We start from the raw sequence: 21,956 nt of genomic DNA, 5'->3' as shown, positions 1-21,956 counted from the left end.
ATGCTGCTCAACCTGTTCAATGAAATGCGCGCGGCCAAGGTGCCGGTATCGGTACGCGAACTGCTCGACCTGCACCACGCCCTGCAAAAAGGCGTGGTGTTCGCCGACATGGACGCCTTCTACTACCTTGCCCGCGCCATCCTGGTGAAGGACGAGCGTCACTTCGACAAGTTCGACCGCGCCTTCGCCGCGTACTTCAAGGGCCTTGAAAACCTCGACCAGCACATCGAGGCACTGATCCCCGATGAATGGCTGCGCAAGGAGTTCGAACGCTCGTTGACCGACGAGGAACGCGCACAGATCCAGTCGCTGGGCGGCCTGGACAAGCTGATCGAGGAATTCAAGAAGCGCCTTGAAGAGCAGAAGGAACGCCACGCCGGTGGCAACAAATGGATCGGCACCGGCGGCACCAGTCCGTTCGGCTCGGGCGGTTTCAACCCCGAAGGCATCCGCGTCGGCGAGGCCGGCAAGCGGCAGGGCAAGGCGGTCAAGGTCTGGGACCAGCGCGAGTACAAGAACCTCGACGACCAGGTTGAACTGGGCACCCGCAACATCAAGCTGGCCCTGCGCCGTCTGCGCAAGTTTGCCCGCGAAGGCGCCGCTGAAGAGCTCGACATCGACGGCACCATCGACCACACCGCCCGTGACGCCGGCCTGCTGAACATTCAGATGCGCCCGGAACGGCGCAACACGGTGAAGCTGCTGTTGCTGTTCGACATCGGCGGCTCGATGGATGCCCACGTCAAGGTCTGCGAAGAGCTGTTCTCGGCCTGCAAGACCGAGTTCAAGCACCTGGAGTACTACTACTTCCACAACTTCGTGTACGAATCGGTATGGAAGAACAACCTGCGCCGCACCTCAGAGCGTTACTCCACCTTCGACCTGCTGCACAAGTACGGCGATGACTACAAAGTGGTGTTCGTCGGTGACGCGGCCATGGCGCCGTACGAAATCACCCAGCCGGGGGGCAGCGTCGAGCACTGGAACGAAGAGGCCGGGTATGTGTGGATGCAGCGCTTCATGGAGAAATTCAAGAAGATCATCTGGATCAACCCGTATCCGAAGCAGGCCTGGGACTATACCGCTTCGACCCATCTGGTGCGGGATCTGATCGAGGACAAGATGTATCCGCTGACCTTGCAGGGGCTGGAGGAAGGGATGCGTTACCTGTCCAAGTAGCTAATGCCCTGGGGGGCCGCTCTGCGGCCCTTTCGCGACACAAGGCCGCTCCTACAGACAATCGCGTTCTCTCTGTAGGAGCGGCCTTGTGTCGCGAAGGGCTGCAGAGCAGCCCCAAAATTTCAAAGCCAACGCCTACCAAAAGCCTGCTGCTCCCGCCAGGCCTCTTCCTGCACCACCGCCCGGAACCTTACAGAAGCCCCCGGCATGCACTGCGCCAGCAGCGCCAGCGCCAATGGCGTCAGCGCCCCCAGCCGCGGATAACCGCCAATGGTCTGCCGATCATTGAGCAGCACGATCGGCTGCCCGTCCGGTGGCACCTGCACCGCACCCAACGGTATCCCTTCGGAAATCATCGGCGCTCCCTGATAGACCAGCTGAGGGCCCAACAGGCGAATGCCCATGCGATCGGCCCGGCTGTCCAGCGTCCAGTCACGGTTGAACGCCTCGAACAGGCTGGTCCCACTGAAATCACCGATCTGCGCGCCCATCACCAGGTCGAGCACAGGCTTTGCCACATAGCTTGGGCACAGTGCCGCAGGGACCTCGCGCAACGCCGGCGAGCTACCAGCAAAGGTAAGCACCTGCCCTTTCCCTAACGCTGATCCTCGCCCATCGACACCCCCAAGTTCCTCGCGCATGACCGTGGCACAGCTGCCCAGCACGTCCTCACCGAGGAACCCACCCGGGGCGGCCAGGTAGGCCCGCACCCCTTGCTTTGGCTGCTTCAGGCTCAAGCGCTGCCCTTTGGCCAGGACGAAGCTGCGCCACGGCAGCAGCGGCTGATCATCCACCCGTGCCTCCAGGTCAGCCCCGGCCAGCGCCAGCACGCAGTCCTGCTCGGCCGACAGCGTAAAACCACCCAGCGCCACCTCGATCACCGGCGCTCCCAACGGGTTGCCCAGCAGCCAGTTGGCCCAGTGCATCGCGACCCAATCCAGCGCCCCACCCTGGGTCACGCCCAGGTGACGCACGCCAACACGCCCAGCATCCTGCAACTGGCACAAGGCAGTACTGGCCTCGATTTTCAACTGCTTCATGCTTGCGCCTCCACATCGCCGCCCAGGGCCAGGAACTCGTCGCGCGATACTGCCACGAAGCGCACCCGGTCACCCGGCTGCAGCAGGCTGTAGCCGTCACGCGTGCGGTCGAACAGGCGCACCGGTGTGCGCCCGATCAGGTTCCAGCCGCCCGGCGACACGGCGGGGTATGCCGCCGTCTGGCGTTCGGCGATACCGACGCTGCCTGCGGCCACGCGCTTGCGCGGCGTGCTCAGCCGCGGGCTGGCGAGGCGTTCGTCGACCAGCCCCATGAAACCGAAGCCGGGGGCGAAGCCAAGGGCGAATACCGGGTATTCACGCTCGCTGTGCAGGCGGATCACCTCGGCCTCGCTTAACCCGCTGCGCGCTGCCAGCACGGGCAATTCCGGGCCGACGCTGGCGTGGTACCACACCGGGATTTCATGGCGCCGGCCACCGCTGCCGGTATCCGGTTGCAAGCCGTCCAGCGCCTGGGCGATCAGCGCCCTCGCCTCGCCTGGCGGCAGGTCGGATTGCAGCATCAACGTGGTGTAGGACGGTACCAGATCCACCAGGTGCACGCCGAACGCCGCGCTCAGGCGCTGGCTGGCGGCAAGCATCCACGGCATGTTGGCTTCATCGATACGGTCGAACAGGCGCACCATCAGGCTATCGATGGCCACCACTTCGAGACGCAGCTTCATTGCGCCTCCAGCGCATCGAGGGCCTGGCGGATTTGCCGCACGGCTGCCACCGAACTGTCGTTGTCGCCATGCACGCAGAGGGTGCTGGCTGCCAGCTGCAACGCGCTGCCATCGTCGGCCACCAGTGTTTCGCCACGGGCCAGGCGCAGGGCCTGCTCGACCACCAGCGTCGGGTCATGGTGCACCGCGCCCGGCAAGCGCCGCGACACCAGGTGGCCACTGGAGGTGTAGGCGCGGTCGGCGAAGGCTTCGAACCACAGCGGCACGCCGACTTCATCGCCCAGCGCCTGGGCCGCGCTGTTGTCGGCAGTGGCCATGAGCATCAGCGGCAGGCCGCTGCCATAGGCCGCCACGGCTTCCAGCACAGTACGCAGCTTGAGCGGGTCGGCCATCATGTCGTTGTACAGCGCGCCGTGGGGCTTCACATAGGCCACGCGGCCGCCGAGCACCTTGCAGATACCGTCCAGGGCGCCGATCTGGTAATGCAGCAGGTCGCGGATTTCTTCAAGGCTGCAGGCCATGGAGCGGCGGCCGAAGCCGACCAGGTCCGGGTAGGCCGGGTGCGCGCCGATGGTCACGCCGTGCTCCAGCGCCATGGCCGCGGTGCGGCGCATGATGCTCGGGTCGCCAGCGTGGTAGCCGCAGGCGATATTGGCGCAGTCGATGTAGGGCATGACCTCGGCATCCAGGCCCATGCGCCAGCTGCCGTAACTCTCGCCCATGTCGCAATTGAGTAGCAGGGGTTTCACCTGACGTGCTCCCGTATCGATGTTCATAGGCCTACCTTAACGCGCCTGAAGCTGTTTGCCGCGTGTTTCCGGCAAGCTCAGCGCCGCCACGATCACCACGCCATAGGACACCGCAGAGAACACGCCGATGCCCAGGCCCAGGGGGATCTTCTCACCAAGCAGGCCGATCAGCAGCGGGAACATCGCGGCGACGACTTTGCCGATGTTGTAGCAGAAACCCTGCCCCGAACCCCGCACCCGAGTCGGGAACAGCTCAGTCAGGAACGCGCCCATGCCGCTGAAGATGCCCGAGGCGAAGAAGCCCAGCGGGAAGCCGAGCCACAGCATTACGCCATCGCTGACCGGCAGCTGCGTGTACAGCAGCACGATGATGAACGAACCGACGGCGAACAGGATGAAGTTCTTCTTGCGCCCCAGCAGGTCGGACAGGTACGCGCTGACCACATAACCGATGTAGGAGCCGACGATGACCATGGCCAGATAACCGCCGGTGCCCAGCACGCTCAGGCCGCGCTCGTTCTTGAGGAAGGTCGGCAGCCACGAGGTAATGGCGTAGTAGCCACCCAGCGCGCCGGTGGTCAGCAACGAGGCGCGCACGGTGGTCCAGAGCATGCCGGGGGCGAAGATCTCGTAGAAATGCGACGGTGCTTCAGCGCTCTCCCCGGCCTTGGTCTGGCGATAGACCTCCGGGTCCTTGACCAGACGGCGGACGAAGATCACGAAGATCGCTGGCACCAGCCCCAACAGGAACAGCGCGCGCCAGGCCTGCTCCGCTGGCAGCCAGGAGAACAACAGCGCATACAGGATCGCCGTCAGGCCCCAACCGATGGCCCAGCCCGACTGCACCATGCCCACTGCCTTGCCGCGGTCCTGAGCACGGATCACCTCGCCGATAAGTACCGCGCCGGCGGTCCACTCACCGCCGAAACCGAAGCCCATCAAGGTGCGGGCGATCAGCAGTTGTTCATAGCTCTGGGCAAAACCGCAAAGGAACGTGAAGAAGGCGAACCACAGTACTGTCAGCTGCAGGGTGCGCACGCGGCCAATGCGGTCGGACAGGATGCCGGCGATCCAGCCACCGATGGCCGACGCAATCAGCGTGCTGGTGTGGATCAGCCCGGCTTCGGCCGTGCTGATGCCCCACAGCATGATCAGCGTTGGGATGACGAAACTGAGCATCTGCGTGTCCATGCCGTCCAGGCCATAGCCGATCTTGCAGCTCCAGAATGTGCGCCGTTGCTGTTGGTCGATGTCGCGGTACCAGGCGAACGGCCCGGTCGAAGGAGGGGATTGCACCTGCTGCTGCACGCCGCTTGGGTTCATGCTTGCCTCGGCTTGTTGGTATTGTTTTATGGGCGACGTCGGGCGTCGCGGCCTGGGCGTCATGTTCAGAGCCCGTGCCGCCTGAGTCCAACGAGAAAAACCGCCGGTCTGGAACAAGAAAAACTGATCATGAACCTTCGCTTCCTCGAAACCTTCGTCTGGGTCGCCCGGCTCAAGAGCTTCCGCCTCACCGCAGAGAAGCTGTTCACCACACAGGCTTCGGTGTCCAGCCGCATTGCCGCGCTGGAGGCCGACCTTGGGGTGAAACTGCTGCTGCGCGACTCCCGCGGCGTCAGCCTGACGCCCGAAGGCAGCAAAGTGCTGGAGTATGCCGAGCGCATGCTCGACACGGCCAAGGCCATGAAGCAGTCGCTGGACAGCGACCGAACCAAGGTCGGGCGCATTCGCGTCGGGGTGATGGACACGGTGATCCACACCTGGATGAGCGCGCTGGTGGCGGAGCTGACCGAGCGCTACCCGCAGGTGGAGATCGAACTGGTCGCCGACACCGCGCTGAACCTGCGCGAGCAGCTGCAAAAAGGCTTTCTCGACGTGATCCTGCAGACCGACCTGCTGCGTGAACAGTCGATCCGCAGCCAGGACCTGGCGCGCTACCCGATGGGTTGGGTGGTGGCGGCCGGCTCCGTGTACCACCGCGACTTCGCCTCGCTGGCCGAACTGGGCCGCGAGCGGATTGTGACCTTTTCGAAGAACTCACGGCCACACCAGGAGGTGCTCAGCCTGCTGCAGGGTGCCGGGGCCGAGACGCCGCGGTTGAACTGCGTGAATTCGGTGGCGGCGATTACCCGGTTGCTGCGTGATGGTTTCGGCATTGGCGCTTTGCCGCCGGCGTTGGTGGATGCCGAGTTGAGCCGGGGTGAGTTGGTGCTCTTGGAAGGCTTGCAGCCACCGCCGAGCCTGGAGCTGGTGGTGGCCTGGCAGACCGGGGTGGCGTTGGTGGATGAGGTAGTCGGCGTGTGCCGGCAGGTGTTGGAGCGCTATGCGGGGGATGTGGGCGGGCAGAGGATTGTGCTGGTCTGACAGCTTTGTTCAGCCTGTACCGGCTTCTTCGCGGGCATGCCCGCTCCCACAGGTACCGCACAGGTCTCAAAGGCAGTGATATCCCTGTGGGAGCGGGCGTGCCCGCGAAAGGGCCGGTACAGGAGATAGGGAAATCAGCGCCAGCTCTCTTTCACCGCCCCACGCCGTCCACCGAGGATCACCCAGCCAATCCCCAGCAACAGGCTCTCGATCACGAAGGCCAGCACAAACCCGGCCCCGACACCCCAGCCGATCGCCTCGGGTACCAGCAGAATCTGGTAGCTGTAGCCCTTGAGCGTCTCTTCACGCAGCTGCGGATCCGGCTGCACCAGCACATGCCAGGTGCGGCTCAGCCACGAACCCTGCAGCGCCTGCCATTCGTCTTCCAGCAACTGATTGCGAATCAGCAGGCTCTCGATACTGTTGGCATCACTCAAAAACACCGGGTCGTCACTGGTCCGGTAATGCCGCACCAGCGCCTGCAGGTCACCGTTGAAGAAGCGCTCGGCGGTCTGTTTGAAGCCATCCAGCGCCTGACGCGATTCGAACAGGTGCGCCTCGGCCCGCTGGCTGTAGTCCTTGACCAGCCCAGGTACCTGGATACCGGCCAACAGGCCGAACGTGAACAGCAGCAACCGCAGGTAACTTCTGAACATGCAGCATCCTTAGCTCTGGCCTTGCGAAACGCACTCGCCGTGCCGCCACAGGCCCCATTGGCCGGGCTCGTAGCGCCGCCAGGTTTCGTTCTCGGTCAAGGCCTCGGTGGCAATGACCGTGACCACGTCATTGGGTGTGGTTTCGGTGTGAAAGTCGACGATCAGGTCGACATCCTTCAAGCGTGCAGCACCAAACGGCGCACGCCGGGTAATGTGTACCAGCTTGGTAGAGCAGAAGCAGAACAGCCAGTCGCCGTCGCTGAGCAGGCAGTTGAACACGCCCTTGCCGCGATACTCGGCACAGGCTTCGACCAGCACCGGCAGTAGCTGTTCCACTTCGACCGGCTCGGGGAAGGCCGCGCGGATGCGGTTGAGCAGGTCGCAGAAGGCTGCCTCGCTGTCGGTATCGCCCACCGGGCGATAGAAGGTCGCTTCGCCCTTGAACTCGCCCAGCTGGCCGTTGTGCGCGAAGCACCAGTTGCGGCCCCACATTTCACGCACGAAGGGGTGCGTGTTGGACAAGCACACGCGGCCGACGTTGGCTTGGCGGATATGGCCGATCACCACTTCGCTCTTGATCGGGTAGCGCTGCACCAGGTTGGCGACTTCCGATTCACTGCTTGCGGCCGGGTCCTGGAACAGGCGCAGGCCGCGCCCTTCGTAGAAGCCGATGCCCCAGCCGTCGCGGTGCGGGCCGGTACGCCCGCCACGCTGCATCAGGCCGGTGAAGCTGAAGACGATGTCGGTGGGGACGTTGGCACTCATGCCCAGCAGTTCGCACATGGGGGTGTCTCCGCTTACAGGCGTGGCTCGACCCGACCGCGTCCGCCGGTTGGGGCGGCCGGTGGCGGGTCGTTGCGGTAACGGTCTTGGCGCTCGGCAGCGATTGGCGCGCCAACCATGGCTGCATTGTCCTCGGCTGCACGGCGCTGGGCGGCGGCTTCAGCCTGCGCACGGCGCTCGCGGGCGCGCTTTTCCAGCGGCCAGCGGATCAGCACGAAGACGATGTACAGGGCGAAGGCGATCATGCCGTACATGGCGAAATCAGAAATCGCCCGCCAAGCGTTGTTACCGACCTTGAAGGCCAGGTCCAGCGCGGTGATGGCGATCGCTGGAGCGAAGCTGTCCTTGACCGGGTCGACGATGGTCGGCGTCAGCAGCAGCACCGCCAGGATCACCCGCAAGGGTTCACGCAGCCAGCGCCACATCCAGCCGGTGAGTTTGAAGCCCACCAGCAGGCAGCCCACTGCGGCGACAGCGTAGAGGCCCCAGGCGAAGGTGTAGTCGTTCTCGATCATGGTGTTCGTGCAAGCCAGGCAAAGAGATGCCTATGATAAACACTTTTCAGGGCGCAGACAGCGTCTCCCTGTCCCGGTCAAGAGATCCCCGATGCCAACCAAGCCCCAGCCCCCCATTGCCCGCCAGGACCAGGCCGCCGATCCCTATGCCTGGCTGCAACAGCGCGACACCCAGGAAGTGCTCGATTACCTGCAGGCGGAAAACGCCTACCAGGAGGCCTGCCTGGCCGACCAGGCACCGCTGCGCGAGCAACTGTTCGAAGAGATCAAGGGCCGCATCCTCGAAACCGACCTGTCACTGCCCTCGCCCTGGGGCCCGTACCTTTACTACACCCGCACCACCGCAGGTGACGAATACCCGCGCCACTACCGCTGCCCGCGCCCGGCAGACGATTCCAACACGGTCGATGAAAGCCAGGAGCAGCTGCTGCTCGACCCCAATGCCCTGGCCAACGGCGGCTTCCTGTCGCTGGGCACGTTCAATGTCAGCCCCGACCACCGGCTGCTGGCCTACAGCCTCGACACCAGCGGCGACGAGATCTACACCCTGTACGTCAAGGACCTGAACAGCGGCAAGCTGACCACCCTGCCCTTCGACGACTGCGACGGCAGCATGACCTGGGCCAACGACAACCAGACGCTGTTCTTCGCCGAGCTGGACGATACCCACCGCCCCTGGCGCCTGCGCCGCCACACCCTTGGCGAGGCTGACGCGAGCACGGTGTTCGAGGAGGCCGACGGCCGTTTCTTCCTGCACTGCTACCGCACCAGTTCCGAGCGCCAACTGGTGCTGCTGCTCAACAGCAAGACCACCAGCGAAGCCTGGGTGCTCGATGCCGAAACGCCACAGGCGGCATTCACCTGCCTGGCACCACGGGTCGAAGGCCATGAGTACTTCCCTGACCACGGCCAGCTCGACGGCCAGTGGCGCTGGTTCATCCGGACCAATCAGGACGGTATCAACTTCGCCCTTTGCCACGCCCCGGCCAACCCGATCCCCAGCCGCGACCAGTGGCAGGTGCTGGTGCCACACCGCGACGACATCATGCTCGAAAGCCTGAGCCTGAATGCCGAAGCGCTGACCCTGAGCCTGCGTGAAGGCGGCCTGCCCATCATCGAAGTGCGCCCGCAGGGGCTGGCCCCCTACCGGGTCGAATTGCCCGATGCGGCCTACAGCCTCTACGTGCAGGACAGCCTGGAGTTCGCCAGCCACCGCGTGCGCCTGCGCTATGAAGCGCTCAACCGCCCGGCCCAGGTGCGCCAGCTGGAACTGGCCACGGGGGCCCAGCAAGTACTCAAGCAAACCCCGGTGCTCGGCCAGTTCGACGCCGACGACTACGTCAGCCAGCGCCTGTGGGCCACCGCACCGGACGGCACCCAGGTACCGATCAGCCTGGTGCGCCGTCGCGAAGACCTGGACAAGACCGTGCCGCTCTACCTGTATGGCTATGGCGCCTACGGCGAGAGCCTCGACCCGTGGTTCTCCCACGCCCGCCTGAGCCTGCTGCAGCGCGGCGTGGCCTTCGCCATCGCCCACGTGCGCGGCGGCGGCGAGCTAGGTGAAGCCTGGTACCGCGCCGGCAAGCAGGAACACAAGCACAACACCTTCAGTGATTTCATCGCCTGCGCCGAACACCTGATCGCCGAAGGCGTGACCTCGCCAGAGCGCCTGGCCATCAGCGGTGGCAGCGCCGGCGGCCTGCTGATGGGCGCAGTGCTCAACCTGCGCCCTGAGCTGTTCCGCTGCGCCATCGCCGAGGTGCCGTTCGTCGATGTGCTCAATACCATGCTCGACCCTGAGCTGCCGTTGACCGTTACCGAGTACGACGAATGGGGTAATCCCGAGGAACCCGAGGTGTACGCGCGCATCAAGGCTTATGCGCCTTACGAGAACGTCAGCGCCCAGGCCTACCCGGCGATGCTGGTGGTGGCCGGCTACAACGACAGCCGCGTGCAGTACTGGGAAGCGGCCAAGTGGGTCGCGCGCCTGCGTACCCGCAAGACCGACGACAGCCTGCTGCTGCTCAAGACCGAGATGGGGGCCGGGCATGGCGGGATGAGCGGGCGGTACCAGGGGCTGCGTGATGTGGCGCTGGAGTACGCGTTCGTCTTCAATGAGCTGGGCGTGGTGTAAATCGCGTTTTCCGTTGTCATAGCAAGCGCGCCATCGCTGATGGCGCACTTAAGCTCTCGGACAACACCGGCCAAGAAGAACAAGACATGCCCGACCCGACTCACCTCAGCGCCGAAATCCGCGACATGCTCATGGACTGCGGCCTGTTCGACACCCTGCACCTCGCCGACTTCCATACTGCCGCTGGCTATTTCAGCCTGACCGCCATGGCTGAAGGCGAAACCATCTTCAACGAAGGCGATGCCGGCACTTTCATGTGCATCCTGCACCGGGGCATGGTTTCAGTGCGCAAGGCCGACAGCAACGGCCATCCAGTGGAAATCGCAACCCTGCGCAGTGGCCGGGCCTTCGGTGAAATGGCCGTGCTCGATGGCGAGCGCCGCTCGGCCAGCTGCGTGGCCGCCAGTGAGTGCCAGCTGCTGACGCTGGGCAAGGACTCACTGGAAAAGATGCTCAACGAAGCCCCACGCATCGCCGCGCGGATCATTCGAGCGCTGGCGGTGGCGTTGTCGAAGCGCCTGCGCATGCAGGATGGCCAGCGCCTGGCGCTCTAGTCATCCTGCATCGGCGGTTTCGCTGGCTCCTGGCGCAGCCCGGGCAAATCCTGGTCCTTGGGCGGCCCCGGCACCGGCATCGGCGGCAGCAGCGGCGCGCCCGGCGTGCTGTCGTAGGCCTTGGGCGGCGTGCTCGGGGTGATCTGCGGGTAAGGCGTGGGCGTCGGCGTGCCGGGCGCACCGGGCACCGGGGTGTTCAGCCGGGGTGGCGTGCCTGCCGCTTCGGCCAGGGGCATGGCGGCTACGAGCAGCGCGGCGAGGATCGCGTGGTACATCAGCAACCTCCTGTCGGGAACCTCTCTACAGGCTACGCCGATATTCGAGTTTTCGCCTGTCCGCCTGCCCTGCAAGCGCGCTAGACTCAAGGGCATAACCGTCACCTGCCTGATCAGAACAAAGGAAACACCATGAGTTCGGCTTCCACCTCCGCCGCCACCGCCCGCCTCGACCGCATCCTCGCCGACGCCAAGCGCGACAAGGAGATGGGCTACCGCGACAAAGCCCTGAAAATGTACCCGCACGTGTGCGGCCGCTGCGCCCGCGAGTTCGCCGGCAAGCGCCTGAGCGAGCTGACCGTGCACCACCGCGACCACAACCACGACAACAACCCGCAGGACGGCTCCAACTGGGAGCTGCTGTGCCTGTACTGCCACGACAACGAGCACTCGCGCTACACTGACCAGCAGTACTTCAGCGAAGGCTCGACCAGCACCCCAAGCATCGCCAAGGCCACCCACAACCCGTTCGCCGGGCTGGCGGGCATGCTGAAAAAAGACTGACCGTCAGCGCAATCCCCCTCGGTGCCGGCAAGCCCGTATAATCGCGCTCTTTTTTTCGCGAAGGGCCCCGGCACGTGGCAAACAAACGGTACAGCTGCATCGGCCTGTTCAACCCCAAGTCTGCGGAGAACGTCGGTTCAGTGATGCGCGCAGCGGGTTGCTACGGCGTCAACTCGGTGTTCTACACCGGCAAGCGCTATGAGCGCGCACGTGACTTCGTCACCGACACCAAGCGGGTGCACTACGACATTCCGCTGATCGGTATCGACGACCTGCAACGCATCATCCCTCTGGGTTGCACGCCGGTGGCGGTGGAGCTGGTGGACGGCGCACGGCCGCTGCCTGAGTACACCCACCCGGACCGGGCGATCTATATCTTCGGGCCTGAGGATGGCTCGTTGAGCGAGGAAGTGCGCGGGTGGTGCGAGGAGACCATCTACATCCCCACCGAAGGCTGCATGAACTTGGCGGCGACGGTGAATGTGGTGCTGTATGACCGCCTGGCCAAGGGGCTGAATACCCGTTCGGGGCCCAAATTCAAATAAAAAGGCCGCCACTGCGACTGCAGGGCGGCCGGGTTTGTGCTGAGCTCCGTCAGAACAGCACCGGTCTTGCTCAGATCACGAAGCGTTGATCCAGATGGTCTTCAACTCCGTGTATTGGTCATGGGCCCAGATGGACTTGTCACGCCCACCAAAGCCAGACTCCTTGTAGCCACCGAACGGCGTGGTCACATCGCCCTCGCCGAAGCAGTTGACGGTCACCACGCCGGCGCGGATTTCCCGCGAGAGGCGCAGCGCATTGCGCAGGCTACCGGTGTAGGCCGACGCGGCCAGGCCGTAAACGGTATCGTTGGCCAGCTCGATGGCCTCGTCGAGGGTCTCGAAGCTGGTCACGCTCAGCACTGGGCCGAAGATTTCCTCGACAAACAGTTTGTTGTCGCGGCCAACGTTGTCGACGATGGTCGGCTGCACGAACACGCCGTTCTCGGTCTCGCCACCCTGAACAATGCTGAGTTTCTGCTCGGCAGCGTATTCCAGGTACGACTTCACCTTCTCGAAGTGCGACTTGCTGACCATCGCGCCCAGGCGGTTGTCCGGGTCGAGCGGGTCGCCCAGCTTCCAGTCCTTCAGGTGCTTGGCGATCAGGCCCAGCAGCTCATCCTTGACGTCCTTGTGGACGATCAGGCGCGAGGATGCCGAGCAGTTCTCGCCCATGTTCCAGAACGCACCCGCGGTGACGAACTGGGCCACTTCGTCCAGATCCTCGCAGTCGTTCATGACCACGGCCGGGTTCTTGCCACCCAGCTCCAGGACGATGCGCTTGAGGTTGGACTCGGCCGCGTATTTCAGGAACAGGCGGCCAGTGTCAGTGGAGCCGGTGAAGCTGACCATCGGGATGTCCATGTGGCGGCCGATGGCCTCGCCCACTTCGCGGCCACCGCCAGGCACCAGGTTGAACACACCGGCGGGAATGCCTGCTTCATGGGCCAGTTCGGCCACGCGCAGGGCGCTGAGGGTGGTTTCCTTGGCTGGCTTGACCACGATCGAGCAACCGGCGGCCAACGATGGGGCGATCTTCCAGGCCAGCATCAGCAGCGGGAAGTTCCACGGCAGCACCAGGCCGACCACGCCGATGGCTTCACGCACCACCATGGTCACGGCAGCGTTGCCGGTCGGCGCGGTGGCGTCGTAGATCTTGTCGATCAGTTCAGCGTGCCAGCGAAGGGTGTGGATGGTTTCCGGCACGTCGACGGTCTCGCATTCGCTGACCGGCTTGCCGCTGTCCAGCGCCTCAAGCACCGCCAGCTCGTGGGCGTTGTCTTCGAGCAGTTGGGCAAACTTCTGCAGCACGTGCTTGCGGTCGTTCGGCTGCATCTTCGACCAGGTGCCCTCTTCGAACACGCGCTTGGCCGCAGCCACCGCGACGTTGACGTCGTTGACGTCGCAGGCGGCGACTTCTGCCAGCTGCTTGCCGGTGGCCGGGTTGGTGGTGACGAAGGTGCGACCGGAGATGGCATCACGGAATTCACCGTCGATGAACGCCTGGGTGCGCAGCTGCAGGTCGGCGGCGATGGCCGCGTAGTGTTCCTTGCTCAGCAATTCAGCCATTTTCCAGTCTCCTTATTTGATCTGGGCGATGGTGGCCTTCAGTTCGGTGACTACACGCTTGAGTTCTTGCTTCTCGGCGTCATCCAGGTCGTACAGCGGCTTGCGCACGCCGCCGGTCTTCAGACCGTTCAGGGCAACGCCGTTCTTGATGGCCTGGACGAACTTGCCACCTTCGAGGAAGTCCATCAGCGGCATCATGGCGGCCATGATCTTGCGGCCCTTGTCGAAGTTCTTTTCGATCACGCAGGCTTCAAACAGGGCCACATGCTCGCGCGGGATGAAGTTGGAACCGGCGCAGACCCAGCTCTTGGCGCCCCAGGCGAAGAATTCCAGAGCCTGGTCGTCCCAGCCGCACGACAGCTGGATGTTCGGGCGCTTGATGGCCAGGCGGTGCAGCTGGGCCATGTCACCGGAGCTTTCCTTGATGGCGACGATGTTCTTCACGTCGGCCACGGCGTCGAAGAATTCGTCGCCCATGCTCACGCTCATGCGGCCTGGGTAGTTGTAGAGCATGATCGGCAGCCCGGCGGCGGCGTCGACCGCTTTGACGTGCAGGGCGATTTCCTGCTGGGTCGGCAGCGCGTACGGCGGGGTGCCGACCAGCAGCGCGTCGGCCTTGATTTCCTTGGCGTGCTGGGCGAAAGCCACGGCGTCTTCAGTGCGGATGCCGCCGGTACCGACGATCAGTGGCAGGCGGCCATTGAGCACGTCCTTGGCCTGGGCAGCCAGCTCGATGCGCTCCTGGGGGGTGTGGGCGTAGTACTCGCCGGTGGAACCGCCGATGATGACGCCGTGTATCTTCGACTCGACCAGGTATTCGAGCACTTCGGCGAACGCCGCCTTGTCGATCGAGCCGTCCGCAGCCAGCGGAGTGATTGCCGGGGTGTAGATGCCTTCGAATTTCACGGTAGGTTCTCCAGTGCGTTGATCAGTGTTGTAAAGGCCGCGGCGGATCGATGCCGTGGCAGGTTGTCATGGGTTCAGGCCAGCGAGGCCGCTTCCTGCAGGTTCAATGAGCGGGTTTCCGGGGCCAGCGCCAGCGAGAAGGCCAGGCCGATGAAGGTCACGGCGGCGGCGTACATGGTTGCGCCAATGCCGTAGTTATCCAGGGCCATAGGCACCAGCCAGGTGCCGACCGCGGCACCGATGCGCGACATCGAGGTGCCTACGCCCACGGCGCCAGCGCGGATTTCGGTCGGGAAGATCTCGTTCGGATAGACCAGTTGCAGCACCTGGGCACCGCCAATGAACAACGCGTAGGCACCAAACAACGTGAGAATGAGCATTTCGTTGCCGCTGCTGAAAGCGCCCAGGCCGAGCAGCGCCAGCCCTGACCAGAAAAAGCTGTGCAGCAGCGTGGTACGCCGGCCCACGGTGTTCAGCAAGCGGGTGCCGATGATGCAACCGACCACGAACAGGCAGGTGATGGCCACCGAGCCGATGGCGGCCCAGTCGCCTTTCAGGTTCAACGCACCGAGTACTTTTGGCGCGAACGCGTAGACGGCGAACACCGGGATCACCGAGCAGGTCCAGAACATGGTGACGAACAACATGCGCTTGCCATAGCCGGAGTGCAGCAGGCTGAAGAACGACAGCTTGCGGGTCTTGGATTCCTCGGGCAGATTCTTCAGGCTGAAGCCGTTGCCGTAGACCTGCTTGATCACCTGCTCGGCTTCGGCCGAACGGCCCTTGCTGATGAGCCAGCGTGGCGATTCCGGGGTGCCCAGGCGGATGACGAACAGCAGTCCGCCAATCACTGCCGCACTGGCCAGCACCAGGCGCCAGGCGTCGCCGCCGCCGTGACGCAGGATCGCTTCACCGGCCATGTAGGCCGTGGCGGCACCGGCAAACCACAACACCGTCAGGGTGGCCAGGCGTGGTCCGCGGTTCTTCTTGGGCAGGAACTCGACCAGCAGCGAAGTTGCCACCGGGTACTCGATGCCTACCGCGATGCCGATGGCGAAGCGCAGCAGGAACAGGCCCAGCGCCGACTCCACCCAGAACTGCGCGACCGAAGCCAGCATGAACAGCACCGGGCCAACGAAGAACACACGCTTGCGGCCCAGACGATCGGTCAGCCAGCCGCCGAAGAAGCCACCGAAGAAGATGCCTATCAACGCCGAGGCGGCGATCATGCCCTGCCAGAAGCTGGTCAGGTTGAGGCCGGCGGACATCTGCACCATGGCAACGCCGATGATGCTCAGCACATAGCCATCCACGAACGAACCGCCACCGGAACGCAAGGTCAGCAGCTGGTGAAAGTTGTTGATCGGTACATCTTCAATCGAAATATTCGGACTTGTCATTATTAGTTCCTACCACTTCTTTGCTTGCATATATTCAAGGCGAGCGCGTCCGCGAAACTGAAAACAGCATTCAGCCCCGGGTGACCGGACTGCGCATCTCGATCATCAAATTCGGGCAAAGGGCGCCCTTGCCGGCAAATGACCACCGGCATCAAGTGACGTGTTTTCTACCTCAAAGAACGATCAGCTTTCCTTGCCAGCGCGGAACTGCCCCCACATCAGGTTGGCGTTCAAACCCAGGGAAACCAGGGGCTGCGGCGGGTTCGCACAAGGCCCGGGGGCATTGAGCAGAAACTCGATCAATTCGTTCTTGTCACCGGCTAGCCAATCGGCCAGCAACTTGCCGGTGACGGTGCCACGGGTAACGCCCAGGCCGTTGCAGCACAATGCGCCCACTACATTCGGCGCCAACTTGCCGAAGAAGCCCATGTGGTTGCGCGACAACGCCAGTGCACCCCCCCAGGTATATTCAAAGTTCACATCTGGCAACATCGGGAAACGCCGGGCAAAGGATTCGCGGTGGCGCTCGACGAAACGTTCCAGATGCTTGCGGTTGCTGCGTCCGTCCGGGTTGTAGCTGAAGCTGTTGCGGATCAGCAGGCGGTTGTCGACGGTGCGGCGCAGGGTGGTGCCAAACGGGTCGGCCGGGATCACGCCCCAGAAAGGTTTACCCCCCAGGCGAGCCTGTTCGTCCTCGGTCAGCGGGCGTGTGATGCTGCCGTAGGTGAACACCGGCAGCATGCGGCCCTTGAGGAAGCCGAAGCTCATGCCGAAGGCGTTGGTGGTGAGCACCAGCTTGTCGGCGGTAATCGAGCCGCTGGCATGGCGCAGCACCACCTTGTCGCCGTACTCGACGTCGGTGATTGGTGTGCGTTCGTAGAGAGAAACGTTGCTTGGCAGGCTATCGGCCAGGCCCTTGACCAGTGCCGAAGGCTGCAGCAGTGCGGTGCCAGGCGTGAACAGGCCCTTGCGGTAGAAGTGCGTGCCGATGTGTTCGGGCAGGTCGCGACCTTCGATCACTTCATAAGGCTGTCCGAGCTTGTCCAGGCCACGGCGGTAGGCATCCAGCACGGCGATGCCACGGTCTTCGATGGCGGCCTGGTACTTGCCACAATGGCGGAACTGGCACTCGATGTCGTAGCGCTCGATCAGCGCCTTGAGGTAAGCCTGGCCACCGATGTTGAGCTTGAGCACAGTCTTGGCGATGTCGATATCGCCGATGTAGTCCTCGGCGCCAATGTCGTGGGGCAGGTCGATGGCGAAACCGGCGTTGCGCCCGGAGGTGCCGAAACCGACTTCCTGTGCCTCGACCAGCACGATTTCGTCGTTCGGGAAGTTCGTTGCCAGCTGGCGCGCGGCCGCCAGGCCTGTGAAGCCGGCGCCGACCACTACCCAGCGCGCCTGGCTATGGCCACTGTGAGCCGGCCTTGGCGCGCGGGGCTTGCTCAGGTGATACCAGCCACAGGTGGCATCATCTGCAGGTAACGAACTTATTCTTGTCATGTCACTAACCTGGTTCTTGTCTTCAACTGAGGGTCAACGCCGCTGGCGACGACCGGGTAATTCATATCTGAATCGGTACATCCAGCCCTTGCGGTGCGGCGTATTCGGCCATGCGTCGACGCGACAGCTCCATGTGCTCGCGGGCCAGCTGGCCAGCGGTCTGGGCATCACGGCGCTCGATGGCCTCGATCATCTGGTCGTGCTGCTCACAGGCGATTTCGAGGTCCCGCTGCATGTCGTCGGTAGTCGGGTGGCGGTAGAAGATCTTGCCCAGGCGGGTATGGTCGATGAGCAGGCGGCGCAGGCTTGGCATCAGGTAATCGTTGTGCGCCATCTTGCCGATTTCCAGGTGGAAGGCGTCGTTGTAGAGCACACGGTTTTCCACGTCGCGCTCTTCGATGGCCCGGCGGAACTTGGCCTGAATGGCCTTGAGCACTTCGATTTCATCGGCGCCGGCATAGGTTGCGGCCAGCTGGGTGGTGGCAACGTAGATAAGCGGCGCGGCGACGTAGAAGCTGTGCAGCGACTCGTGGTTCATGGCAGCAACGCGCGGCGCGCGGTTGGCTTCCAGCTCGATGTAGCCTTCGGCCGCAATCTGGCGCAGCAGCTCACGAACCGGGGGGCGCGACAGGCCGAACTCGTCGCACAGGGCCAGTTCGTCCACCACGGCGCCCGGGGCCAGTTCCATGCTGAGGATCCGGCGACGCAGGGCGTCGGCAAGGACAGCTTTGCGGTCCTGCGGCACGTCTGCAGCGAGTGGTTGGACGGTGGCTTTCATGGCGGCCTTCTTTATTGTCATAGCGCTATGTCTACTATTTGTATAACGACTATATGGCACTGTTAGACAATGTGTCTACAGCATTTTCGATGAACGGCGGAATCTCCCTGGGCCTTGGTTTTCAAGGGGTTCAGGGGTATTCAGAGGTGAGATTAAACACCCTGTAGGCTGCATTGCCAAACCGGACAGGTAATTGTCCACACCAGACAAATGCGCGATCGCACAGCCCTCTGTAACCGCCCGGCACAGCAAATGAACGTTGGCCGCGCTGGGTGGGTCAGCTGCTTACATTCCACAAGGAGGGCTTGCCATGCTCGATATCCATTCAACTCCGGGGTCCCGGGAGCACAATGTTCATGGCCTGGAACGCGCCGGCTCACTGGCCGGCGGAGCGCTGATGTTCAGCAAGGGGCTGCGCCACGGCGGCCTGATCGGGCTGTTGCAGATGGTGGTGGGCGGCCTGGCGGTGGCCCGCGGGGTCAGTGGGCATTGCTCGACCAAGGCCTGGTGGCAAAAGCATCGGCAGGAGTATCACCGGCTGCGTTCGGATATTGAGCGCAGTGCAGCGGAGCTTGAGGTGCTCAGGGCCAGTGCCGAGGCGGCTACCCGGGGGGTGACGGTGACTGGCAAGGATCCTTTGACTGGCAGTTAAACCTGCTTTGCCTGTTCCGGCCTCTTCGCGGGCGCGCCCGCTCCCACAGGTCCTGAGAATTGTGCGGTACCTGTGGGAGCGGGCATGCCCGCGAAGAGGCAGTAACAGGCTAGCGCAGGGCCTTGCTCTGCAGCACCTCGGACCGGCGCCCGAGCACGTTCTCGCTGATCTGAATGAATGCTTCGGTGCTCACGCTGGGCAGGCGCATCAGTGCCCGGGTCACATCGTCCAGCGAACGCTTGGCCTGGGTATGAATGCGGATTTCCTTGTCCAGCGCCTGCAACAGCATCACCCCTCGGGCCACCTGCGCCGGGCTGGCATGCTCGGCACTCAGCTGCGTAACCTTGCCGCCCAGCTTCTGCAAGCGTGCCTGCCAAACCTCGTAGCGGTCGTCGCTCATGCCGCCCGCGCGGCGCAACAGTTCGGTGGCGTAGTACTCGGTCAGGCCCTGGCCCAGCCAGTCACTGTTGTCACGCACATGAATCTGCGCAAACAGCTGCACCAGCTCGCGCAGCAGCGGGCTGCTGCCATTCTCGCTGATCATCGGCCGACTGCTGTGCAGGTAGATCGAACCGTCGGCCGCCGTCGCCCCGCGCCACATGCCATCACGGGCACCCACCAGCAGCAGCTTGGCCGGGTTGCGCGGGAAAACTGCCTGCAGCTGCGGCCAGACAAAGGTCAGCAGGGTCAGGCTGTCCATCCGCCGCATGCCCTGCCCTACCGGCGCAGCCACGGTAACGTCGGTCTCGCCGAGGCGGGCGCGGCGGCTGCCAAGGTCGCCCGCCAGCATCCAGCCGGTCGGGCGATCGAACAGGCGGGACACGTTGTCGATGCGAAACTTGTCTTTGCCGATGCGTGGCCAGGACGTTTCGATGCTCTTCCAGCCTTCAGGCAAATCGACCGTCAGGCGCGCCACCAGCTCGGTACCGTCCTGTTGGTCGAGACGTGCAGGCGGCACCAGCTGGTCGCCGAGGAACAACGCCCAATGCGGGGTGATGCGTGAGGAGAAGGCGCCGCTGCGCAGTTTCTGGTCCAGCTTCACCCGGTAGCTGAGGCTGGTCTTGCCCGCCGCCGGGTGCCACACGCCGCGCTCGCCCTGCTGCTGCCACTGGCCATCGGCCTGGAAGCCATTGTAGGCGTCGGCCTTGCCCAGGTCGAAATCCAGGCTGCGCACAGCACTGCCTTCGGCCAAGGTCAGGCGTACCTCGGCCTGGCCGTTGGCAGGCAACAGGCGTACCTGGTAATCGAGGTCGACTTTTTTCGCCCAGGCCGGCGAACTGGCCACAAGGCCGAGGAGCAACAACCACTGGCAACGCATAGCGAAACTCCTTGTTCCTCAGAGGCGACGGGGTGCGCCGTTCAGCTGGCGCGGAAAATCAGATGGTCTTCCCAGTCGTCTTCGTCCACATCATGTTCACTCAGCATACGCCCCGATTGCGAAATACGTTGTTCATGCACCTGCTTGCGGTCACCGCACACCAGGTGGTGCCATTCAGGCAGGTCCTTGCCCTCGCTGACCAGGCGGTAACCACAGGTGCTCGGCAGCCATTTGAACTGGTCGGCCTTGCCCGGGGTGAGCTGGATGCAATCTGGCACGTGGGCGAAGCGGTTGGGGTAGTCGCTGCACTGGCAGGTATCGAGGTCGAGCAGCTTGCAGGCGATGCGCGTGTAATAAACGCTGTTGTCGTCTTCGTCCTCGAGCTTTTGCAGGCAGCACAGGCCGCAGCCATCACACAGCGACTCCCACTCTTGCGGGCTGAGTTGTTCGAGGGTCTTGCGCCGCCAGAACGGCGCGCTGTCAGCGATCATCACACGGGTTTCCTGCAGTCATCTTTGGGCCGCGGCGCGCGGCGGCGCCAGTCTAGAGCCTGGCCTTCGCCAACGCCAGACCGCTTGTCAGTGCCAGGCGGACGCAGTAGCGTGCATGTTTTGCCATCCACTTGCAGGAGCCGCCATGAGCGCTACCCCCCGCATTGCCGATTACGCCATCAACGAGCAGTTCATCAACCGCTGGTCGCCGCGCGCCTTCACCGCCGAACCGATCAGCGAAGAAACGCTGCTGAGCTTCCTTGAGGCGGCACGCTGGGCGCCGTCGGCCTATAACTCGCAGCCATGGCGCTTCCTCTATGCGCGCCGCGACACGCCGAGCTGGGAGCGTTACCTGAGCCTGCTGGTGCCGTTCAACCGCAGCTGGGCGCAGCAGGCGTCGGCGCTGGTGCTGATCATTTCCAAGACCACCTTCGCCGCGCCAGGCGCCAGCGAAGAAAAGCCGGCACTGTGGCACACCTTCGACACCGGTTCCGCCTGGGGCCACCTGGCGCTGCAGGCCAGCATCAGCGGCTGGCACACCCACGGCATGGCCGGGTTCGACCAGGCACTGGCGCGCCAGGAGCTGAAAATTCCAGAGGGTTACGAGCTGCATGCCATGGTGGCGATCGGCAAGCTGGGCGACAAGGCCAGCCTGGATGAGGCGCTGCAGGCCCGAGAAGTGCCGAGCCCGCGCCGGCCGTTGAGCGAGCTGGCGGCTGAGGGTGATTTCAGCCTGTAAGGCTTGTAGTGCCTGTGCCGGCCTCTTCGCGGGGCAAGCCCGCTCCTACAAAGATCGCGCATCCCTGAGGTGCGCCCCATTTGTTGGACAATCTTTGATTAAGCGGCTGCGGCCTGATTCCTGTCTGCCACGGGACTCAGGCCGGTCAGCCCCATCTTGATTCGATCATGGTTGTAGTAATCGATGTATTCATCGATTGCAGCGCTCAACTCCACGATGCTGGCGAAGCGCTGACCATGATACATCTCGGTCTTCAGTGTGCCGAAGAAACTCTCCATTCGCGCATTGTCCAGGCAGTTGCCCTTGCGTGACATGCTCTGCTCCAGTCCCTTCTCCTCAAGTCGATTCCGGTAGCGGTAGTACTGATACTGCCAGCCTTGGTCGGAGTGCAGCATAGGCTTGGCACCTTCCGGTAGCCGTGATAGCGCCTGCTCTAGCATCTGACCGACCAATGGATAGTGCGGCGAGGTGTCGATCTGATGCGCTACGATCTCGCCATTGAACAGGTCCAACACCGGAGAGAGATACAGCTTTTCACCCGCCACATTTGAGGTCGAGTTCGGCCATTAGTCGCCGCACGACCTTACTGTTAACTACATGGCCAACGCTGCGCAGCGTCGCC

Annotated in this window: 23 protein-coding genes and 1 pseudogene; 8 read left to right on the top strand and 16 right to left on the bottom strand. The window is 63.7% G+C overall.

Translation table 11 applies throughout. The features are described from left to right. Window positions 1–1,179 carry a VWA domain-containing protein gene (locus tag APH28_RS14260; RefSeq protein WP_060510351.1) on the top strand — a complete coding sequence of 393 codons (1,179 nt, stop codon included), beginning with the start codon at window positions 1–3 and terminating at the stop codon, window positions 1,177–1,179. Window positions 1,180–1,301: 122 nt separating this feature from the next. Here APH28_RS14260 and APH28_RS14255 read toward each other — a convergent pair whose 3' ends face one another. Genes APH28_RS14255 through APH28_RS14240 form a run of 4 tightly spaced genes read right to left on the bottom strand, consistent with a single transcriptional unit; the run spans window position 1,302 to window position 4,974 of the window. Next, on the bottom strand, window positions 1,302–2,219 hold the full coding sequence (locus tag APH28_RS14255) for a biotin-dependent carboxyltransferase family protein (protein ID WP_060510349.1): 918 nt from the start codon (window positions 2,217–2,219) through the stop codon (window positions 1,302–1,304). Continuing rightward, window positions 2,216–2,902, bottom strand: a complete 687-nt coding sequence (gene pxpB, locus APH28_RS14250; protein ID WP_060510347.1) for a 5-oxoprolinase subunit PxpB — start codon at window positions 2,900–2,902, stop codon at window positions 2,216–2,218. The genes APH28_RS14255 and pxpB overlap by 4 nt, the downstream gene beginning before the upstream one ends. Next, window positions 2,899–3,678 carry a 5-oxoprolinase subunit PxpA gene (locus APH28_RS14245; RefSeq protein ID WP_060510345.1) on the bottom strand — a complete coding sequence of 260 codons (780 nt, stop codon included), beginning with the start codon at window positions 3,676–3,678 and terminating at the stop codon, window positions 2,899–2,901. Before APH28_RS14245 ends, pxpB begins: the two co-directional genes overlap by 4 nt. Before the next feature lie 9 nt (window positions 3,679–3,687). Further along, window positions 3,688–4,974 (bottom strand): MFS transporter, encoded by a 1,287-nt coding sequence (locus tag APH28_RS14240; protein WP_060510343.1) that lies wholly within the window; start codon window positions 4,972–4,974, stop codon window positions 3,688–3,690. A gap of 129 nt (window positions 4,975–5,103) precedes the next feature. On the opposite strand from APH28_RS14240, the gene APH28_RS14235 reads away from it, so the two are divergent. Further along, complete coding sequence (locus tag APH28_RS14235) at window positions 5,104–6,015, top strand: LysR family transcriptional regulator (RefSeq protein WP_060510341.1); 912 nt, start codon at window positions 5,104–5,106, stop codon at window positions 6,013–6,015. Window positions 6,016–6,149: 134 nt separating this feature from the next. Here APH28_RS14235 and APH28_RS14230 read toward each other — a convergent pair whose 3' ends face one another. Genes APH28_RS14230 through APH28_RS14220 form a run of 3 tightly spaced genes read right to left on the bottom strand, consistent with a single transcriptional unit; the run spans window position 6,150 to window position 7,969 of the window. Further along, window positions 6,150–6,671 (bottom strand): DUF2937 family protein, encoded by a 522-nt coding sequence (locus tag APH28_RS14230; RefSeq protein WP_060510339.1) that lies wholly within the window; start codon window positions 6,669–6,671, stop codon window positions 6,150–6,152. Between the two features lie 9 nt (window positions 6,672–6,680). After that, on the bottom strand, window positions 6,681–7,454 hold the full coding sequence (locus APH28_RS14225; RefSeq protein ID WP_060510337.1) for a class II glutamine amidotransferase: 774 nt from the start codon (window positions 7,452–7,454) through the stop codon (window positions 6,681–6,683). A gap of 14 nt (window positions 7,455–7,468) precedes the next feature. Continuing rightward, window positions 7,469–7,969: a hypothetical protein gene (locus tag APH28_RS14220; RefSeq protein WP_060510335.1), complete on the bottom strand. Its 501-nt coding sequence runs from the start codon at window positions 7,967–7,969 to the stop codon at window positions 7,469–7,471. A gap of 91 nt (window positions 7,970–8,060) precedes the next feature. Between APH28_RS14220 and APH28_RS14215 the strand changes: the two genes are divergently transcribed. Together APH28_RS14215 and APH28_RS14210 are read left to right on the top strand one after the other, a co-directional pair. Then, complete coding sequence (locus tag APH28_RS14215; protein WP_060510333.1) at window positions 8,061–10,103, top strand: S9 family peptidase; 2,043 nt, start codon at window positions 8,061–8,063, stop codon at window positions 10,101–10,103. A gap of 86 nt (window positions 10,104–10,189) precedes the next feature. Then, window positions 10,190–10,657, top strand: coding sequence for a cyclic nucleotide-binding domain-containing protein (locus tag APH28_RS14210; RefSeq protein ID WP_060510331.1), 468 nt, complete (start codon window positions 10,190–10,192; stop codon window positions 10,655–10,657). Here APH28_RS14210 and APH28_RS14205 read toward each other — a convergent pair. Further along, complete coding sequence (locus tag APH28_RS14205; protein WP_060510329.1) at window positions 10,654–10,932, bottom strand: hypothetical protein; 279 nt, start codon at window positions 10,930–10,932, stop codon at window positions 10,654–10,656. The two genes, APH28_RS14210 and APH28_RS14205, sit on opposite strands and share 4 nt — an antisense overlap. A 132-nt stretch (window positions 10,933–11,064) precedes the next feature. Here APH28_RS14205 and APH28_RS14200 point away from each other — a divergent pair, with 132 nt between their 5' ends. Next, a complete protein-coding gene (locus APH28_RS14200) occupies window positions 11,065–11,436 on the top strand; it encodes a YajD family HNH nuclease (RefSeq protein ID WP_060510327.1) in 372 nt (123 codons plus the stop codon). Window positions 11,437–11,510: 74 nt separating this feature from the next. Continuing rightward, on the top strand, window positions 11,511–11,981 hold the full coding sequence (locus APH28_RS14195) for an RNA methyltransferase (RefSeq protein WP_060510325.1): 471 nt from the start codon (window positions 11,511–11,513) through the stop codon (window positions 11,979–11,981). Between the two features lie 75 nt (window positions 11,982–12,056). Here the strand turns inward: APH28_RS14195 and APH28_RS14190 are convergent, their stop codons facing one another. The 5 genes from APH28_RS14190 to APH28_RS14170 form a co-directional block, all read right to left on the bottom strand. Further along, window positions 12,057–13,547, bottom strand: coding sequence for an aldehyde dehydrogenase (locus APH28_RS14190; protein WP_060510323.1), 1,491 nt, complete (start codon window positions 13,545–13,547; stop codon window positions 12,057–12,059). Window positions 13,548–13,559: 12 nt separating this feature from the next. Then, a complete protein-coding gene (locus APH28_RS14185) occupies window positions 13,560–14,453 on the bottom strand; it encodes a dihydrodipicolinate synthase family protein (protein ID WP_060510321.1) in 894 nt (297 codons plus the stop codon). Window positions 14,454–14,527: 74 nt separating this feature from the next. Next, entirely contained in the window at window positions 14,528–15,853 is a 1,326-nt protein-coding gene (locus tag APH28_RS14180) for an MFS transporter (RefSeq protein ID WP_060510319.1), read from the bottom strand. 183 nt (window positions 15,854–16,036) lie between these two features. Next, entirely contained in the window at window positions 16,037–17,356 is a 1,320-nt protein-coding gene (locus tag APH28_RS14175) for an FAD-binding oxidoreductase (protein ID WP_060510317.1), read from the bottom strand. Between the two features lie 61 nt (window positions 17,357–17,417). Beyond that, window positions 17,418–18,134, bottom strand: a complete 717-nt coding sequence (locus APH28_RS14170) for a GntR family transcriptional regulator (protein ID WP_060510315.1) — start codon at window positions 18,132–18,134, stop codon at window positions 17,418–17,420. A gap of 310 nt (window positions 18,135–18,444) precedes the next feature. Here APH28_RS14170 and APH28_RS14165 point away from each other — a divergent pair, with 310 nt between their 5' ends. Continuing rightward, complete coding sequence (locus APH28_RS14165) at window positions 18,445–18,786, top strand: DUF2892 domain-containing protein (protein WP_060510313.1); 342 nt, start codon at window positions 18,445–18,447, stop codon at window positions 18,784–18,786. Between the two features lie 109 nt (window positions 18,787–18,895). Here the strand turns inward: APH28_RS14165 and APH28_RS14160 are convergent, their stop codons facing one another. Both APH28_RS14160 and APH28_RS14155 read right to left on the bottom strand, forming a co-directional pair. Beyond that, the gene (locus tag APH28_RS14160; RefSeq protein WP_060510311.1) at window positions 18,896–20,104 is read right to left on the bottom strand and encodes a hypothetical protein; all 1,209 of its coding nucleotides are present in this window, start codon (window positions 20,102–20,104) and stop codon (window positions 18,896–18,898) included. Window positions 20,105–20,145: 41 nt separating this feature from the next. Further along, the gene (locus APH28_RS14155) at window positions 20,146–20,595 is read right to left on the bottom strand and encodes a YcgN family cysteine cluster protein (RefSeq protein WP_060510309.1); all 450 of its coding nucleotides are present in this window, start codon (window positions 20,593–20,595) and stop codon (window positions 20,146–20,148) included. Window positions 20,596–20,740: 145 nt separating this feature from the next. On the opposite strand from APH28_RS14155, the gene APH28_RS14150 reads away from it, so the two are divergent. Further along, window positions 20,741–21,334 (top strand): nitroreductase family protein, encoded by a 594-nt coding sequence (locus APH28_RS14150; RefSeq protein WP_060510306.1) that lies wholly within the window; start codon window positions 20,741–20,743, stop codon window positions 21,332–21,334. 98 nt (window positions 21,335–21,432) lie between these two features. Here APH28_RS14150 and APH28_RS14145 read toward each other — a convergent pair. Beyond that, window positions 21,433–21,882, bottom strand: a pseudogene (locus tag APH28_RS14145) (IS3 family transposase); the annotation flags it as partial. Between the last annotated feature and the right edge of the window lie 74 nt (window positions 21,883–21,956).

Source organism: Pseudomonas sp. NBRC 111124, assembly GCF_001320245.1.
Classification (GTDB): domain Bacteria; phylum Pseudomonadota; class Gammaproteobacteria; order Pseudomonadales; family Pseudomonadaceae; genus Aquipseudomonas.
The sequence above is the reverse complement of the archived record's forward strand: the minus strand, read 5'-3'. Positions and strand labels throughout refer to the sequence as shown.